This window comes from Brevibacillus centrosporus, from assembly GCF_046622605.1.
GTDB lineage: Bacteria > Bacillota > Bacilli > Brevibacillales > Brevibacillaceae > Brevibacillus > Brevibacillus centrosporus.
In genome coordinates, this window is sequence record NZ_CP176856.1 from 97760 (window position 1) to 115209 (window position 17450).

Here is a 17450-nt window from a genome sequence, read left to right on the forward strand (position 1 = left end):
AGAGAATGCCTATGCTACAATAAGAGACTAGGAAAATTAGAAAGTAGTCAGAGGTGAACAACGTGCGTATCTCGGTCAAAGCTCCGGCCAAAATTAATTTAACTCTTGATGTTCTTGCCAAGCGGCCGGACGGTTATCACGAAGTCGAAATGGTGATGACTACCGTAGACTTGGCGGACCGTGTAGATCTCACTCTGCGCGGAGATGGAGAGATTACGCTGGACTGCTCTGCCAGCTTCGTACCGGATGATATTCGCAATCACGCGTACAAAGCGGCAGTACTTTTAAAAGAACGCTATCAGGTACGCGAAGGCGTGCATTTGTATATTGATAAGCAGATCCCTGTCGCCGCAGGACTGGCGGGAGGAAGCAGTGATGCAGCAGCGACCTTGCGAGGACTGAACCAATTGTGGAATCTAGGACTGTCCTTGGACGAGCTGGCTGCGGTTGGGGCTCAGATCGGCTCAGACGTTCCTTTTTGCGTTTACGGCGGAACAGCTCTGGCAAAAGGGAGAGGAGAGCAGATCACGCATCTGAATACGCCTGCTCCCTGCTGGGTCATTCTGGCAAAGCCGCCGATCGGTGTGTCGACTGCGGATGTGTACGGAAATCTGCGCGTCCAGGAGATCGACAATCATCCTTTGACCGGACAAATGCTGCGGGCGATTTCGGAGCAGGACTTTCCGATGATGTGCCAGGCACTCGGCAACGTTCTGGAGAATGTGACTTTGTCTCTCCATCCGCAAGTACGGCAGATCAAGGAGCTGATGATGGCATCGGGAGCTGACGGTGTCCTGATGTCAGGCAGCGGCCCGACCGTTTTTGCGCTCGTACAAAAGGAAGCAAAAGTGCATCGCATCTACAATGCTTTGCGCGGATTTGTAAAAGATGTATTTGTTGCCCGAATGTTAGGTGCCCAAGAAGGGGAAATGCTTGCATAGACCCGTATATAAATGATACATTAGCACCATAATATTCGGTTTTGGAGGAAGAGCTATGAAGAAATTGCGTAGAAGTGCTCGGCTCGTCGATATGACTCAGCACTTGCTCGCCCATCCCCATACGCTGATTCCGCTCACTCTGTTTGCCGAACAATACGGGGCGGCGAAATCGTCGATTAGCGAAGATTTATCCATCATCAAAGAAGCGTTTGAGGTACAGGGTGTAGGCTTGTTGAAAACGGTAGCGGGTGCGGCTGGTGGAGTGAAGTTCATTCCCCAAGTCAAAACCGAAGAGGCTCTTACCTTTGTACAAGAGCTGATTGGTCAACTGGCGAATCCAGATCGACTTCTGCCAGGCGGATACCTGTACATGTCAGACGTTCTAGGTAACCCCTCCACGATGGCGCAGATCGGGAAGCTGTTTGCGACAGCTTACGCGGACAAAAACGTTGACGTGGTGATGACAGTGGAAACCAAAGGGATTCCACTGGCGTATGCGACTGCGATGTTTTTGAATGTTCCCGTGGTGATCGTGCGGCGTGATAACAAGGTGACGGAAGGTTCGGTCGTTAGCATTAATTACGTTTCCGGATCCAGCAAGCGGATTCAGACCATGTCACTGGCTCGGCGTGCATTGGCTGAACAGTCCCGCGTGCTGATTGTAGACGACTTCATGAAAGCAGGCGGAACGCTGCGTGGAATGATCGACCTGCTGCAAGAATTCCGTGCTACCGTCGTAGGCTGCGGCGTATTGGTAGAAACGACAGCAGACGTTTCTGAGCGACTGGTCGATGAATACGTTTCGTTGGCCAAACTTCAAGATGTAGACATCAAGGGCAAGCAAATCGAGATCGAGCTCGGAAGTTTTTTCGGTAGATAGGCGGCTTTTCTTGTCTGCTCTGAGAGAACGGGGCACGTTTTCAAAAAATGAGGGGAGTAGATTTACATGGCAATGTCTTTTGTATCCACTGATAAAGCGCCTGCAGCGATTGGTCCTTACAGCCAGGCAACAAAAGTAGGACCACTCCTGTTTGCGTCCGGTCAAATTCCACTCCGCCCAGATGGTACCCTCGTAGAAGGTGACATCGTCGAGCAAGCGCATCAGGTTTTCGCCAACATCAAAGCGGTTTTGGCTGAAGCAGGCGGCAGCCTGTCGAACGTCGTGAAGGCGACTGTCTTTATCAAGGACATGAACGACTTCGGACAGTTGAATGAAGTGTACGGACAATATTTTGGCGATCACAAGCCGGCGCGCTCCACGGTAGAGGTTGCTCGCCTGCCGCGTGATGTAAAAGTCGAGATCGAGATCATTGCTCATCTGGAAGCGTAAGCATCAAAAAAGGACCAAATAGCCTCGTGCCTAACGTGCACCAGGCTATTTTTTTCGACCAAATCCCTCTTGAGATGCATACGAATGCTGTAGATATGAATAAATTTATATATTTTTTTAAAAATTTGCATAGATACAGCAGGAATATTTACCCAAAGGGTGGAAATACTCCTAAACGCGTTTTCATAGATAAAGGGAGTGAACTAGATGGAAGTTACAGACGTTAGACTTCGCCGAGTGAATACGGATGGTAGGATGAAAGCGATTGCGTCCATTACAATTGACCATGAATTTGTGGTTCATGATATCCGTGTGATTGATGGAAACAATGGCATGTTCGTTGCCATGCCAAGCAAACGTACACCGGATGGAGAGTTCCGTGATATCGCGCACCCGATTTCTTCCACTACCCGCGAAAAAATCCAGGCAGCAGTATTGTCGGAGTACGATCGCGTAGGTCAAGAAGAAGAAAGCACCATTGAAGCAGGTGCTTAGGTGAAACAAGCAAGCACCCTGTCTGAATAGGCAGGGTGCTTCGATGTGTGTCGATGATCAATAGCAGCTTTCTAGGTCAGTAATGATTTTATCTCGGTTCATTCCCTCACCGATAAAGACAGCTACCATTTTCGGGCCATGATTTTCAAAGGGAAACAAGTGGACCTGATTGTCGGTGTGCTGAAAAGAAATCAGTTCCTCTCTTCCGTGAAACTGCACGTATCCTTTTGCGCGGTAGACGTTTTTAGGCAAGTCGTACAGAAAGTCTTCAAACCTGCCAGCGTCGACGGCTCCTTTGAAACGGTAGGAAAAGGTTTCTATGCTGTTATATAAAGATGGCTGGCCCGTGCTCAGTCCAAGGGATTGCTTCAGTCGATCCATGGGTGACATCCGTCCGATCGTCTTTTGCACTGGAACGTTGCTGACCGCCTTTGGTCGCAGCTCGATGTTTTCAGACAGACGTGAGACCGATAGCAGCGTGTGCAAATCGATGTCGCTCTGTACGGTGTCGTAGAGTGGGGCATTTGGATTGATCTCGGACAGCTTTCGCTTTACTTTCTCCAAGGTATCGCCCGTGGTGCGATCTACTTTATTGACGAGCAGCAGATCTGCGTATTTGACCTGGTTGCGTATCGTTTTGACGAGCGCACCGGTAGATTGAAAGCGCGAGTTCAGCTCCAAAAAGCGGGAAGCATCTACGACAGAGATAGTGCCTTTTATCTCGATCTGCTCGTAAAGCTCAGGATGAGTCAAACCGTCGATCACATCGATAGGATCAGCAACCCCTGTTGTTTCAATGAGGATTTTATCCGGATTTACGGAGGTAATTACTTCCTTTAGGCTCTCCGTCATTTCTCCCCGAATCGAGCAGCAAATACATCCGTCCAACAGCTTTTTTACAGGAAAGCCAAATCCTTGCAGTTGTTCCCCGTCAATATCTTCCTCGCCCATTTCATTCATAACGACTACGACCTTTTCGTCCTGTACGCGCAGATGAGCAAGCATTTTCTGCAATAGGGTGGTTTTTCCGCTTCCTAAATAACCTGTCAGCAAGTACACCTGAGCACTCATCCATATCGACCTCCCTTTTCAAAACCCTATCGACCATCAATATATCACACTCTTATCAGAAAATTAAATGTTGTCCGATGTTTGTCCAACTTCCCGGCATTGTCCGGAAAACGACGATAATCCTGAATCGATTGTCTTGAAATCCACATATGATTAAGATATAGTCATTGTGGAACTTCTACGATGGAGGGTTGTCATGTCTAAGATCCATGCCGTGGTTCTGGCAGCTGGTCAGGGTACACGGATGAAATCGAAGCTGTACAAGGTTCTTCACCCTGTTTGCGGAAAGCCAATGGTCCAACATGTTGTGGATACGATGGCATCGATGCAGGTGAAGGATATCGTTGTCGTCGTAGGTCATGGTGCTGACGCAGTCCGCGCCAAACTGGGCGAAGACGTTGCATATGCACTACAAGAAGAACAGTTGGGAACGGCGCATGCCGTCCAGCAGGCAGCGCCATTTTTACATGATAAAGAAGGCACTACGTTTCTTTTGTACGGAGACGTCCCACTTTTGTCTGCAGAGACGTTAGCCGCGTTATTGACCTATCACGAAGAACAGGAAGCGGCTGCTACCGTTTTGACCGCCGTGCTGTCTGACCCAACCGGGTATGGACGTATCGTGCGTGATGAGGCAGGCGAAGTATTGCGAATCGTGGAACACAAGGACGCCACTTCTGAGGAAAGGGCGATCCAGGAAATTAACACGGGCATATACTGCTATGACAACCAAAAATTATGGAAAGCCTTGGCACAAGTGAAAAATGACAATGTACAAGGCGAATACTATGTAACAGATGTTGTCGGTATTTTGCGGGATGCCGGTGAAAAGGTAGCTGCCTTTGAAGCGGCGGATCCTGATGAAACGATGGGCGTAAACGACCGCGTGCAGCTTTCTGAAGCGGAAGCGTACATGAGACGTCGCATTGTTGTTGAACACATGCGCAACGGCGTGACCGTTCTGGATCCTTCCTCTACTTACATTGAGGCAGGCGTCACCATCGGATCTGACACCGTTATTCATCCAGGTACATTCCTGCGCGGGCGGACAACCATCGGATCTGACTGTGTCATCGGACCGAATGCAGATTTGACGGATGTTGCGGTTGCGGACAATGTATCCTTGACCTACACTGTCATGGTGGATGCGCGTGTGGAGCACGAGAGCACCGTCGGACCTTTCGCGTATGTTCGTCCGGGAAGTGTGATTGGTCCAAAAGCAAAAATCGGTGACTTCGTTGAGCTGAAAAATGCCAAAATCGGCGAAGGTTCGAAGGTTCCTCACCTCAGCTATGTTGGGGATGCTGAGATTGGCGCTGGCGTCAATATTGGCTGTGGAACAATTACGGTCAACTACGATGGAGCAGTCAAACACAAAACGACCGTGCAAGATGGTGCGTTTGTCGGATGCAACTCGAATCTGGTTGCTCCGGTCACAGTAGGGCAGAATGCTTATGTAGCAGCTGGTTCTACGATCACCCAGGATGTGCCAGATAATGCCCTGGCCATCGCTCGTGAACGACAAGTGAATAAAATCGATTACGCCAACAGAATGCCTCGCAAGGGCAAAAAGCAATCATAACGGGAGGTTCTTGAGAAGATCATGGCTAACTACCGCGACCCAAAACTGAAGGTATTTACGTGCAACGCTAACCCAGAACTGGCGAAAGAAATCGCCGAACATATTGGTGTACCACTCGGAAACGCGCAAGCAGTGCGCTTTAGTGATGGTGAGTGCCAAATCAAATTGAATGAAAGTGTTCGCGGTTGTGACGTATTTGTTATTCAGCCGACATCTGCTCCCGTTAATGAGCACTTGATGGAGCTATTGGTAATGGTAGACGCATTGAAACGTGCTTCTGCTAAGAGCATCAACGTAGTGATTCCTTACTACGGCTATGCTCGTCAAGATCGTAAAGCACGCGCACGCGATCCGATTACAGCGAAACTGGTTGCCAACCTGATTGAAACAGCTGGCGCACAACGTGTAATCACGATGGACCTGCATGCGACCCAAATCCAAGGCTTCTTCGACATCCCGGTTGATCATCTGTTGGGCGTACCGATTCTGGCAAAACACTTCTCTGAAAAAGGTCTGTCGGACATCGTGGTAGTCTCTCCTGACCACGGTGGTGTTACCCGCGCTCGCAAACTGGCTGAGCGTCTGGAAGCGCCAATCGCGATCATCGACAAACGCCGTCCGGAGCCAAACGTAGCGGAAGTAATGAACATCGTCGGGAACATCGAGGGAAAAACCGCGATCATCATCGACGATATTATCGATACAGCAGGAACCATCACGTTGGCTGCGAGCGCACTGGTGGAAGCGGGAGCGCGTGACGTATACGCATGCTGCACACATCCTGTGCTGTCCGGTCCAGCTATCGAGCGCATCGGCAACTCCAATATTCGTGAGCTGATCGTAACCAACTCGATCCCACTCACAGAAGAGCAAATCATCGACAAAATTACCGTTCTCTCTGTTGCACCGATCATTGGCGAAGCGATTATCCGCGTACACGAAGAGCTGTCGGTAAGCAAGCTGTTTGATTAATTGACATGCCCCCTACTGTTGGGGGATTGAAACAAACCTCCGTTGGACAAGCTAGTGAGGAATCTTTTACTAGCGGACCAAGGGAGGTTTTTTTGTGGAAGCGATTCAGGGTCAATCACGAGCGCAGGGAATGGGCAATTCGGTCAAGAAACTGCGGCGAAACGGCTGGGTTCCTGGGATAGTTTACGGTTCCGACATAACCAATCAACAGATCCAGGTACAGGGAAAAGAACTGGATGCAGCATTGCGTCGGCAAGCGACAAATAAACCTTACAAACTTATGGTTGATGGCAGTTCCTACGATGTCATGGTGTATGAGCTGCAGCGACATCCGGTAATGGGGAACATCCTCCATGCCGACTTTAAAAAGATCAATATGAATGAAAAGGTACATACGACTGTGCCGGTGTTGATGACGGGCGATCCAGAGCTGGGTGTGGCTACGTTGGTTCGCCATAGCGTGGAGATTAGCTGCCTGCCGGGCAATATTCCAGAATCGTTTACCGTGGACGTAGATGGCTTGAATATTGGCGATGTCGTGCTCGTCAGCGATTTGGTGATTCCGTCCGGAGTCGAGCTTGGTCTGGATGCGGCAGAAGTTCTCATCAGCGTTCTGCCTGTCAAAGCCAAGTCCGAGGAATCGATTGAGGCGCAGCATGATGCCGAGCAAGTGGCGGAAGCAGCGGGATCGACCGAGCAGTCCAATCGGGTATAGAAAGCAAAAAGGCCAAGGTGCAAGCTGCCTGGCCTTTTTTTCTTGGCTATTCATATGACCTCATTGCGGGCTTTGTCTTTTGTTCGCGGAACCATTTTAGTACAATGGGGAAAGAGTAGGAGGGATCACGGTGAAAGTAATCATTGGGCTGGGCAATCCCGGCAAGAAATATGAAGATACAAGACATAATGCCGGATTCATGGCCATAGATAAAATAAGCGACAAATGGGGTATTCCCGTCCAGCAGAACAAGTTTCGGGCGCTGGTGGGGGAAGGGCGGATCGAAGGAGAAAAGGTTCTTCTCGTGAAGCCGCAAACCTATATGAACCTCTCTGGTGAATCCGTAGCGGAGATCCTCAAGTTTTACAAATTGATCCCGGATGAGCTGGTCGTCATTTTCGATGATCTGGATATGCCGACAGGCCAGCTGCGTTTGCGGGAAAAAGGAAGCGCTGGCGGTCATAATGGGATCAAATCCATGATTCAACATCTGGGAACGCAGGATTTCAAACGGATCAAGGTAGGAATTGGTCGTCCCGAGCCAGGCCGCAGTGTCAGTGATTATGTTTTGCAGTCGTTTCCAGCGTCTGAGAGATCAAGCATTCAGGAAGCCGTCAGTTTGGCTGCCGATGCCGCAGCGATGTGGACCCGCGAGACCTTCGTGAAAGTGATGAATCACTACAACAGCTTGAAGCAGTAAGCACGTCTAGCATGGTCCGAGTCTAGTATGATTTTCCACCCTGCCGCCCATACTAATCGATATGAAAGGTATGGGGGTGGCATATACATGAGCATACGTTATACATGTCGTTGTTGCGGGATGAAAATCGCGGAATTTGACGAATCGCAAGTATCGGAAGCGCAGCTCGGGTTTGATTCCTTGACCCCAGATGAGCGGGCTCTTATAATATCGAGAGAACAAAGTGGAGATACGGTCGTCAGCATCACGTGCGATTATTGCCGTGAAGCGCTGAATCAGCATCCAGAGCTTTCCTTGGTCGGAAACCCACTGCAATAAGTGGATACACTCGTTAGGAAGGCTTGCACTGACAAGGCCTTAGCTTGGGGAGCTAAGGCTTCTTTTCGCATGGTCGATCCTTGCCGGTGACCCAAATACGAATGACAGAAGAGTAGAGAGGGGATTAGTGAATGCAAGTCATCATTAACCCGATGAAGCAGGATTCCAACGTAGGTACGATTGTCGCGGGCCTGGAAAAGGGGTTGCATGAGCAGCTGGTATCAGGGCTGGCTGGTTCTGCTCGTCAGGCGCTCATGGCTACGCTCAAGCAAATGACGGATCGCCCTATTTGCGTCGTGACACATAACATGTATCAGGCGCAAAAGGTATACGAAGATTTGATCGAGCTGGTGCCGAGTGACCAGGTGCTGCTCTATCCGGGGAACGAGCTGATCGGTTCGGAGCTTGCTATCGCCAGCCCGGAAATGCTGGCGCAGAGAATACATGTATTCAACCGTTTGGCCGAGGGCTTTACGGGTTTTTTGGTTGCACCTTTTGCCGGTATGCGTCGGCTGGTTGTGCCTCCTCATGTTTGGAAGGAATCGCAAATCAAGCTGTCGGTAGGAGAAGAGCTCGATATTGAATCATTTTTACTCCGCTGTATTGAACTGGGGTACGAGCGAGTCGACATGGTAGAGCGAAAAGGGGAGCTGAGTGTCCGTGGCGGCATCATCGACCTGTACCCGATCGATTCCGAATGGCCGGTGCGAATCGAGCTGTTTGATGTGGAGATCGACTCGATCCGTACGTTTGATATGCTTTCCCAGCGCTCATTGGAATCGGTTCAATCCTACGTGTTCGGTCCGGCAAAAGAAATGATTGCCTCGACGCCATTACTGCAAGAATCTGCCGTGCGCTTGGAGCAAAAGCTTGGTGAAACCGTTGCCAAACTTAAGGACGGATCGGCGAAGGAAAAAATTGTGGAGCGCATCGGCGCCGATATTGAGCGTATGAGCCACGGTCAACGTTTCCCGCAACTGTACTCTTATATTTCTGTCATTTATCCGACAGAGGAAACGCTGCTGTCTTACATGCCTGCCAACACGCTCATGATCGTCGACGAGCCGACGCGGGTTCTAGACACTGCAGCACAGCTGCAAAAGGAAGAAGGCGAATGGCTGACAGGGCGTATCATGTCCGGTGAGTACATGGCAAATCTGACTTTGTCCCGCACGTACGAGGATATCGTTATGGCGAAAAAACGCCAAATCGTTTATCTTTCCCTGTTCCTGAGGCAGTCCCCGAAGACGCAGCCGCAAAACATCGTTAATCTGACCTGTCGTACCATGCAAAACTTCCATGGTCAGATGAACGTACTGAAAACAGAGCTGGCTCGCTGGCAAAAGTCTCATGACCAAATCGTATTTGTCGCAGCCGATCTGGAACGTGCCAAAAGGCTGGAGCGTGTCCTGCACGACTATGAAATGGAAGCAGATGTACTGACGGAGACGGTGGACATGGTGCCGCCAGGTCGTCCCACGATCATTTTGGGCAACCTGCAGGCAGGATTTGAGCTGCCTTTGAACAAGCTCGTCGTCATCACCGAGGGCGAAGTTTTTACGGCCAAACAGCGCAAGGCACGAAAAGTCCAGCAGACGATGAACAACGCCGAGCGGATCAAGAACTACCTCGAGCTGAAGCCTGGCGATTACGTGGTGCACGTCAATCACGGGATTGGAAAATACCTTGGAATTGAAACCAAGGAAATACTCGGAATTCATAAAGATTACTTGCATATTCAATACGCGGCAGGAGACAGCCTGTTTGTGCCGATCGATCAGATTGACCACGTCCAAAAATACGTGGCGAGTGAAGAGGCGCAGCCGAAAATCTACAGCTTGGGCGGCAGTGAGTGGAAACGGGTCAAAAACAAGGTCCAATCCTCCGTCAAGGATATTGCCGAGGACTTGATCAAGCTCTACGCATCCAGGGAAGCGGCAGTCGGACACTCGTTCTCGCAGGATACGTCCGAACAGCGTGAATTCGAAGCGATGTTCCCATATCAGGAGACGCCTGATCAGCTGCGTGCGATCGCAGAGGTTAAATCCGACATGGAACGCAGACGCCCGATGGATCGTCTAGTATGTGGGGACGTAGGATACGGGAAAACCGAGGTCGCGATTCGCGCTGCGTTCAAGGCTGTGATGGATGGCAAACAGGTAGCGGTACTTGTTCCAACTACGATTCTCGCCCAGCAGCACTACGAGACGTTCCGCGAGCGCTTTGCCGATTATCCGATTCGCGTGGAAGTATTGAGCCGCTTTCGTTCCCGCAAGGAGCAAAACGCTACGCTGAAGGGCCTGAAGGAAGGCACAGTCGATGTGGTCATTGGTACCCACCGACTGCTCTCCAAAGATCTGACATTCCGCGAGCTGGGGCTGCTGATCGTGGATGAGGAGCAGCGCTTTGGGGTGAGTCACAAGGAAAAGCTGAAGCAAATGAAAACGAATGTAGACGTCATGACCTTGACGGCTACGCCAATTCCGCGGACGCTGCATATGTCGATGCTCGGCGTTCGGGACTTGTCCGTTATCGAGACGCCACCGGAAAATCGTTTTCCTGTGCAAACGTACGTGATGGACTACAGCCCGGCACTCGTACGGGAAGCGATCGAGCGGGAGATGGCTCGCGATGGGCAAGTATTCTTCCTCTACAACCAGGTGCAAGGAATCGAACAGATGGCCGAGCAGATTTCCATGCTTGTCCCTGATGCGCGGATCGCAGTCGCTCACGGTCAGATGAACGAGAGCGAGCTGGAAAGCGTCATTCTCGACTTTTTAGAAGGGAACTTCGACGTTCTGGTAAGTACGACCATTATTGAGACCGGTGTGGACATCCCGAACGTGAATACCCTGATCATCTACAATGCCGACAAAATGGGCTTGTCTCAGCTGTATCAGCTGCGTGGACGTGTAGGTCGTTCCAATCGGATTGCGTATGCGTACTTTACGTACCAACGGGATAAAGTACTGACGGAGGTCGCGGAAAAGCGTTTGCAGGCGATCAAGGAGTTTACAGAGCTCGGTTCCGGTTTCAAAATCGCCATGCGCGACTTGTCGATTCGCGGTGCGGGGAATCTGTTGGGCGCGGAGCAGCACGGCTTCATTAATACAGTCGGTTTTGACTTGTACAGCCAGATGCTGAAGGACGCGATTGATGAGCTGAAAGGCGAGGTCAAGCAGGAGAGCGCTACGACGGTGGAGATCAACCTGCAGCTGGATGCCTACATTCCTTCGATGTACATCACGGACAGCCGCCAAAAAATCGAGATGTACAAAAAATTCGTCGCTGTCTCCTCTCTGGATGATGTGGACGACCTGGCAGAGGAATTGCTCGACCGCTTTGGACCTGTGCCCAAGCCTGTTGAGAATCTGCTGACCATTTCCAGAATGCGCGTGTACGCCCTGCAGCACCATATTACAGAGATCAGCCAGAAAAATCCGGATGAGATCAAGCTGTTCCTCCATCCGAGCCAAAATAACAATATTGACGGTGGTGCGTTGTTTGCGCTTGCCAGCAGTTGGAGCCGCAGGGTAGGGCTGTCGGGTGGACAACAGATCGTCATTGCTGTTAAAGTAAAAGGGTTGAGAGAAGACGAGGGCGTACAGCTGGTTGAAAAACTGCTACGTCAATTTCACCAGGTGCGAAAAGACACCGGTACGGAGAGCCCTGTGTCCTAGACAGCTGGGCTAGACAGGAAGGGAGATCCTCATGAAGAAACGTTCTGTAGCGATTTTGTCGTCTGCTGTGCTCGTTATGGCATTGATGGCAGGTTGCGGAAAGGCTGACAACAACGCGCAGCCACAAACACCAACGAATCAGACAGAAGGCAGCGGTCAAGGCAATCAAGCTGCGGATGCGAACGACCCATTGGTCAAGTTTCCAAAGCTGACACTGCCGTTTACAGTAGAACCAAATGCAGCTCTGGTGGAATATCAGGGCGGTACCATGAATGGGAAAGAATTTGAAGAGTTCTTGCGTGTCATCAACTTCATGAATCCACAGCAAGGCGGCATGATTGAAGCAGCTGACGAAAATGCGTTGAAGGCATTTGCACGTGAATACACTGCGACCAAGATTTTGGCTGCCCGTGCGGATGAGACCATGAAAAAGGATTCGAAGGAACTGGCTGAAAAGACTTTTGAAAAGATCAAAACCCAGTATATGGGCTTGCTTGACAAGGATGAAGCCAAGTTCACGAAGCTGATGGAAGGACAATCTGTCAGCAAAGAGCTGGTTGTAAACCAAATGGCGCTTATCAACGATTCGATCAATGTACTGAAAAAAGGCATTAATGATGCTGAGCTGAAAAAAGCGTACGACACGATGGATAAGGCATCCCGTACGACCGCGTCTGTTCGCCACATCCTGATTTCGACAGAGAAACGCAAACCAGAAGAAGCGCTGAAGCTGGCGAATGATCTGGAAGCGCGTCTGAAAAAAGGCGAGGACTTCGCGAAGCTGGCAAAAGAATTCACAGATGACCCAGGCAGCAAAGAAAACGGCGGTCTTTATGCGGATGCCGATGTTACTCAATGGGTACCTGAATTCAAGGACGCTGCTTTGAAGCAAGAAGTAGGTGTAGTTGGGCCGCCTGTGAAAACAGACTACGGCTACCACATCATCAAAGTGGAAAACCGGAAGGAAAAGACCTTTGATGAGATGAAGGAAAGCCTGCGTGCAAATGCATTGGAGAAAGCATACGATGCCTTTGGTAAAAACGAGCTGGACAAGCTCATCACCAAGTACAATCTTCCTAAAGTGAATACACCTGCCGCGAAATAAATGGGTTAGGCAGGCTCTTGGAAAGAAACAGGGACATGGGTTCCCTGTTTTTTCGTTTTCTCGCATATTCTTGAAACGTGGGCAAATACTATAGTCACTCGCTACCGCCCGGGGGAGAGTAACTGAAACAAGCTGGAAAAAGTTGCAGTCGTCACGCATAGGTAAAATTAGAATTTGAGGAAAAAATACAGGTAACGAACCAAAGCTTCTCACTACCACTTCTCTTAGGAAAGCGAGGCAACATGACATGAAAGCAACTGGTATCGTTCGTCGAATTGACGACCTCGGTCGGGTCGTGATTCCTAAGGAGATTCGTCGTACACTGCGCATTCGTGAAGGCGACCCGCTGGAGATCTTCGTAGATCGTGATGGAGAAGTCATTCTCAAGAAGTACTCGCCGATTGGTGAGCTCGGGGATTTCGCCAAAGAATACGCTGACTCTCTGTATGAGAGCATGAATCATACCGTACTGATTTCTGATCGAGACAGCGTGATTGCAGTGGCGGGGGCATCCAAGAAAGAGTACCTGGAAAAGGCGATAGGCAGCATTGTGGAGAAATGCTTGGAGGAGCGCAAGACGCGTTTGGAGAAAAACGCAGGCTCGTATGAAATTTGTCGCGACATGAGTGAGACATATGGATCCTTTGTAGTAGCGCCTATCGTTGCCGGTGGTGACCCGATTGGTTCCGTGATCTTGCTCAACAAAAACGAGTCAACCAAAATGAGCGATCTCGAAATGAAAATGTCGGAAACAGCTGCTGGATTCTTGGCTAAACAAATGGAACAGTAGACCATACTTAAAAAGACAGCCTCGATATGCCGAGGCTGTCTTTTACGTTGCTTCAAGTTTTCTTTATCTCCAAACGCATGTGGTATAATGTACGAAGTTTCTGGTTGGAGAGGAGAAAATTCACTCGTATGGTTCAAGAAAAGGCATCTGTTCAGTTTGTGAAAGGCGCCGCGATTCTCGGGGTAGCCGGTCTTGTCTCCAAGCTTTTGGGCGCTGTGTACCGCATTCCGTACCAGAACATTGCCGGTGACATCGGTTTGTACGTATACATGCAAGTATATCCGCTGTATACCACGCTGTTAATTTTGGCGACGGCGGGTTTTCCGATTGCCATCTCCAAGATCGTGTCTGAAAGAGTGGCAGTAGGTGATGCGATCGGAGCACGTCGCGCCTTTCGAGTAGCCAGCATTTCGCTGGTCATACTGGGGTTGTTTTTCTTTCTGTTGCTTTATGTAGGAGCACCAATGGTTGCAAAGTTTATGGGAGACGAACACCTGACGACTCCGCTTCGGGCAGTTGCTTGGTCGTTGCCGCTCGTACCGATGGCAGCGATCTTGCGCGGATATTTTCAGGGCCATCAGAATATGATGCCCACAGGTGTATCTCAGGTAGTTGAGCAGTTGATTCGGGTCATCTTCATCCTGTTGACCGCCTTTTGGGCGATGAATGTGTATCAGGATGCTTACCTGGCTGGGACAGGCGCCGTATTTGCAGCCTTTCCTGGAGGAATAGCAGCCATTCTCGTGCTGTTGTGGTATTGGCGAAAGGACAAGCAAATTCGACATTTGGAAGGGGAGCAGCAGCAATCCTCTGGGGTTGCCGAATGGACCAATCGCCAGGTTCTGCGCAGTCTCTTGTACTACGCCCTTCCGATCTGCATGGGAGCTTTAGTGTTGCCGCTCATCCCGCTGGTAGACTCGGTGACCGTCGTCAACATGCTGCAGTGGAGCGGGATGCAGGAAGATCTCGCCAAGCTGGCAAAAGGTGCATTTGACCGCGGGCAGCCTCTGATTCAGTTCGGGACCTTCTTCGCTACCTCCCTGTCTTTGGCCTTGGTGCCAGCGATCAGTGAAGCGGTCGCACAGCGTCAGCATCAGTTGATCGCAAACCGTGCGGAGATAGCCATTCGCTTGACGTTTTTGCTGGGACTGCCCGCTTCATTCGGACTGGCCTTGCTGGCAGAGCCGATCAACGTGATGCTGTATGGCGATACCAACGGCACGGAGGCACTGGCTGTCCAATCCTTTACGATTATCTTTGCGACCTTGAGCATTGCCAGCGCAGGCATTTTGCAAGGACTTGGACGAGTCATGCGCCCGGCACGGAATCTTTTCATTGGCGTGATGGTCAAGCTGGTCCTCAATCTGGTCCTCGTACCGTTTTGGGGGATTTCGGGGGCTGCGCTGTCCACGGTGCTTGCCTACCTGGTAGCGATGGGCTTAAACGTGCTCGCAGTGAAAAAGTACACGGGAGCCGGAATCGGCCTTCGTCAGACGGTGTTGAAGCCGTTTTTATCGGTCATTGTCATGTCGGTCGTAGTTTTGGTCGTAGAGTGGGGGGCCAATGCACTGCTGGGTAACATGCCAGGTCCGCAGCGGTTGATCCATACGATTGTTGGTCTGGTGGCCGTGGGCTGCGGGGCGCTGGTGTACTTACTGGCTCTGCTGAAAACAGGTGGGCTGACACGAACTGACATTCAGTTTTTACCGAAAGGCAAACGGATTGCTTCGCTCTTGGCCAAGCTGCATCTGTTGCCGAAATAAGGATAGAAGAAAGTAGATCGATAAGGGGGCGAGACGATTGAATACAACCAAACAAACGATTACAGTAGTGGGGTTGGGAGCGGGAGATCTGGACCAATTGCCATATGGCATTTATCGGACGCTCAAGCAGGCTGAGCATCTCTACTTGCGCACCCAGGAGCATCCGGTAGTGGCACAGCTCGGAGCAGAGAACATTTCGTTTTCGTCTTTTGATGAGACTTATGAGAAGCACGAATCCTTTGAAGATGTGTATGCCGACATCGTAGAAGTACTGTTTGCCCAAGCCCAGCAGCATGGCAGGATCGTCTACGCTGTGCCAGGTCATCCATTGGTAGCCGAGCGTGCCGTACAGCTGCTTTTGGAACAAGGTCCATCGCGAGGGGTAGAGATCGAGATTGGCGGCGGTCAGAGCTTTATTGATCCTCTGTTTGCACGTTTGAAGATTGATCCGATCGAGGGCTTTTCCTTGCTGGATGGAACGGCGCTGAAAACAGAGCAAGTCTCCCCAGGACTGCACACCATTATCGCACAGGTTTACGATGCCTTTGTCGCATCCGATGTCAAACTGACGCTGATGGAGGTTCTGCCGGATGATTTTCTCGTGACGGTAGCGACTGCCGTCGGGGTAGCAGGACAAGAGAGAATTGAAACGGTTCCTTTGTACGAGCTGGATCGCTTGGACCATTTCGGCAATTTGTCGCTTGTCTATGTACCACCAGCGCACGATGAACGCATCTCGTACCGCCAGTTTTCCTATTTGAAGGAAATCGTAGCGATTCTGCGCAGTCCAGACGGCTGCCCGTGGGATCGGGAGCAGACCCATCAGAGCATCCGCAAAAATCTCATCGAGGAAACGTACGAGGTGTTGGAGACGATCGACGATGAAGACCCGGATGCCATGTGCGAGGAATTGGGTGATTTGCTGATGCAGATCATGCTGCATTCGCAAATCGCTTCGGAGGACGGCTACTTTACCGTGGACGATGTGGTTGCGACGCTCAACGAGAAGCTGATTCGCCGACATCCACACGTCTTCGGAGAAAAGAGTGCGAGCGACTCCGATGAAGCTTTGGCGAACTGGCAGGAAATCAAGGCGCAGGAAAAGGCGGCAAAAGGAATTGATGTCTCCGTACAATCCCAGCTGGCGGGTATTCCCCGCGATTTGCCAGCCCTGATGTACGCCTACAAGCTGCAAAAGAAAGCGGCACAGGTAGGCTTTGACTGGGACGATGTTGCTGATGTCTACGACAAAGTAGAGGAAGAGTACCGCGAGCTGGGCGAAGCTTCGGAAGAAGAGCGTGCGGGCGAGCTGGGCGATTTGCTGTTTGCTGTCGTGAATCTGGCTCGATTCATGAAGCTCGATCCGGAAGAAGCCTTGGCATTGACCAATAACAAGTTTAAGCAGCGTTTTTCCTATATTGAAGACAAGCTTCGTGAGGCAGGCAAATCCTTTGAAGATACCGATCTGAAAGAGATGGATCAGTGGTGGGAAGAAGCCAAGCAGCACGCTAAAAGGAGAGGATAATCTATGAGACTGGACAAATACTTAAAAGTATCCCGTCTGATCAAACGGCGCACACTGGCAAAAGAGGTTTGTGACAAAGGCCGTGTCGAGATCAATGATCGCCAGGCCAAATCTGCCAGCAATGTAAAAATCGGCGACAAGCTGGCTATTCGCTTCGGACAGAAAATCGTGACGGTGAAAGTGGAAGACATTAAGGAGAATCCACGCAAGGAAGAGGCGGCATCCCTGTATAGCGTCCTGGGAGAAGTGCCGGTTCCACGGGATGAAAAAGAAGAAGACGCCTACATCAAAGGCCAGTAAGAGCATCGCAGAGGCTACCCTAGCACGGGTAGTCTTTTTTTACGTAGAAGAATTGATAAGCGCGAACGCTTATTGATTCTGGAGCGCATGGAAGCATTCCGCTAAACGCGGTCGCTCCTCCTTGAATAAGTCTCGATAGAGGTTTTCTTATAGGGGTATGGTA

General features: G+C 50.6%; 16 protein-coding genes. 15 read left to right on the forward strand and 1 reads right to left on the reverse strand.

Annotation, left to right across the window (positions count from 1 at the left end):
* Positions 1-62: 62 nt before the first annotated feature.
* The 4 genes from ispE (at position 63) to spoVG (ending at position 2766) form a co-directional block, all read left to right on the forward strand.
* On the forward strand, positions 63-941 hold the full coding sequence (ispE, locus tag ACLIN2_RS00600; protein WP_092275071.1) for a 4-(cytidine 5'-diphospho)-2-C-methyl-D-erythritol kinase: 879 nt from the start codon (positions 63-65) through the stop codon (positions 939-941).
* Between the two features lie 55 nt (positions 942-996).
* Complete coding sequence (gene purR, locus ACLIN2_RS00605; RefSeq protein WP_092274933.1) at positions 997-1821, forward strand: pur operon repressor; 825 nt, start codon at positions 997-999, stop codon at positions 1819-1821.
* A gap of 66 nt (positions 1822-1887) precedes the next feature.
* Positions 1888-2271, forward strand: a complete 384-nt coding sequence (locus ACLIN2_RS00610; RefSeq protein WP_310234437.1) for a RidA family protein — start codon at positions 1888-1890, stop codon at positions 2269-2271.
* Positions 2272-2478: 207 nt separating this feature from the next.
* On the forward strand, positions 2479-2766 hold the full coding sequence (spoVG, locus tag ACLIN2_RS00615) for a septation regulator SpoVG (RefSeq protein WP_092274939.1): 288 nt from the start codon (positions 2479-2481) through the stop codon (positions 2764-2766).
* A gap of 57 nt (positions 2767-2823) precedes the next feature.
* Here the strand turns inward: spoVG and ACLIN2_RS00620 are convergent, their stop codons facing one another.
* Positions 2824-3837 (reverse strand): CobW family GTP-binding protein, encoded by a 1014-nt coding sequence (locus ACLIN2_RS00620; protein WP_411503010.1) that lies wholly within the window; start codon positions 3835-3837, stop codon positions 2824-2826.
* 196 nt (positions 3838-4033) lie between these two features.
* Here ACLIN2_RS00620 and glmU point away from each other — a divergent pair, with 196 nt between their 5' ends.
* The 11 genes from glmU to ACLIN2_RS00675 all read left to right on the forward strand — a co-directional run bounded on the left by glmU (position 4034) and on the right by ACLIN2_RS00675 (position 17287).
* Positions 4034-5419, forward strand: coding sequence for a bifunctional UDP-N-acetylglucosamine diphosphorylase/glucosamine-1-phosphate N-acetyltransferase GlmU (gene glmU, locus ACLIN2_RS00625; RefSeq protein WP_092274945.1), 1386 nt, complete (start codon positions 4034-4036; stop codon positions 5417-5419).
* A gap of 21 nt (positions 5420-5440) precedes the next feature.
* Positions 5441-6391: a ribose-phosphate diphosphokinase gene (locus ACLIN2_RS00630; RefSeq protein ID WP_092274948.1), complete on the forward strand. Its 951-nt coding sequence runs from the start codon at positions 5441-5443 to the stop codon at positions 6389-6391.
* A 94-nt stretch (positions 6392-6485) separates the two neighbouring features.
* Positions 6486-7106: a 50S ribosomal protein L25 gene (locus tag ACLIN2_RS00635; protein ID WP_411503011.1), complete on the forward strand. Its 621-nt coding sequence runs from the start codon at positions 6486-6488 to the stop codon at positions 7104-7106.
* A gap of 130 nt (positions 7107-7236) precedes the next feature.
* A complete protein-coding gene (pth, locus tag ACLIN2_RS00640; protein WP_122923841.1) occupies positions 7237-7806 on the forward strand; it encodes an aminoacyl-tRNA hydrolase in 570 nt (189 codons plus the stop codon).
* A gap of 87 nt (positions 7807-7893) precedes the next feature.
* Positions 7894-8124 (forward strand): anti-sigma-F factor Fin, encoded by a 231-nt coding sequence (locus ACLIN2_RS00645; protein WP_092274957.1) that lies wholly within the window; start codon positions 7894-7896, stop codon positions 8122-8124.
* A 131-nt stretch (positions 8125-8255) separates the two neighbouring features.
* The gene (gene mfd, locus ACLIN2_RS00650; protein ID WP_092274960.1) at positions 8256-11804 is read left to right on the forward strand and encodes a transcription-repair coupling factor; all 3549 of its coding nucleotides are present in this window, start codon (positions 8256-8258) and stop codon (positions 11802-11804) included.
* Positions 11805-11835: 31 nt separating this feature from the next.
* Positions 11836-12909 carry a peptidylprolyl isomerase gene (locus ACLIN2_RS00655; RefSeq protein ID WP_092274963.1) on the forward strand — a complete coding sequence of 358 codons (1074 nt, stop codon included), beginning with the start codon at positions 11836-11838 and terminating at the stop codon, positions 12907-12909.
* A 247-nt stretch (positions 12910-13156) separates the two neighbouring features.
* On the forward strand, positions 13157-13699 hold the full coding sequence (gene spoVT, locus ACLIN2_RS00660) for a stage V sporulation protein T (RefSeq protein ID WP_092274966.1): 543 nt from the start codon (positions 13157-13159) through the stop codon (positions 13697-13699).
* Positions 13700-13827: 128 nt separating this feature from the next.
* A complete protein-coding gene (locus ACLIN2_RS00665; RefSeq protein ID WP_092274969.1) occupies positions 13828-15462 on the forward strand; it encodes a putative polysaccharide biosynthesis protein in 1635 nt (544 codons plus the stop codon).
* A 37-nt stretch (positions 15463-15499) separates the two neighbouring features.
* Positions 15500-16987 (forward strand): nucleoside triphosphate pyrophosphohydrolase, encoded by a 1488-nt coding sequence (mazG, locus tag ACLIN2_RS00670; RefSeq protein ID WP_411503012.1) that lies wholly within the window; start codon positions 15500-15502, stop codon positions 16985-16987.
* A gap of 3 nt (positions 16988-16990) precedes the next feature.
* On the forward strand, positions 16991-17287 hold the full coding sequence (locus ACLIN2_RS00675; protein ID WP_122923836.1) for an RNA-binding S4 domain-containing protein: 297 nt from the start codon (positions 16991-16993) through the stop codon (positions 17285-17287).
* The last annotated feature ends 163 nt before the right edge of the window (positions 17288-17450 follow it).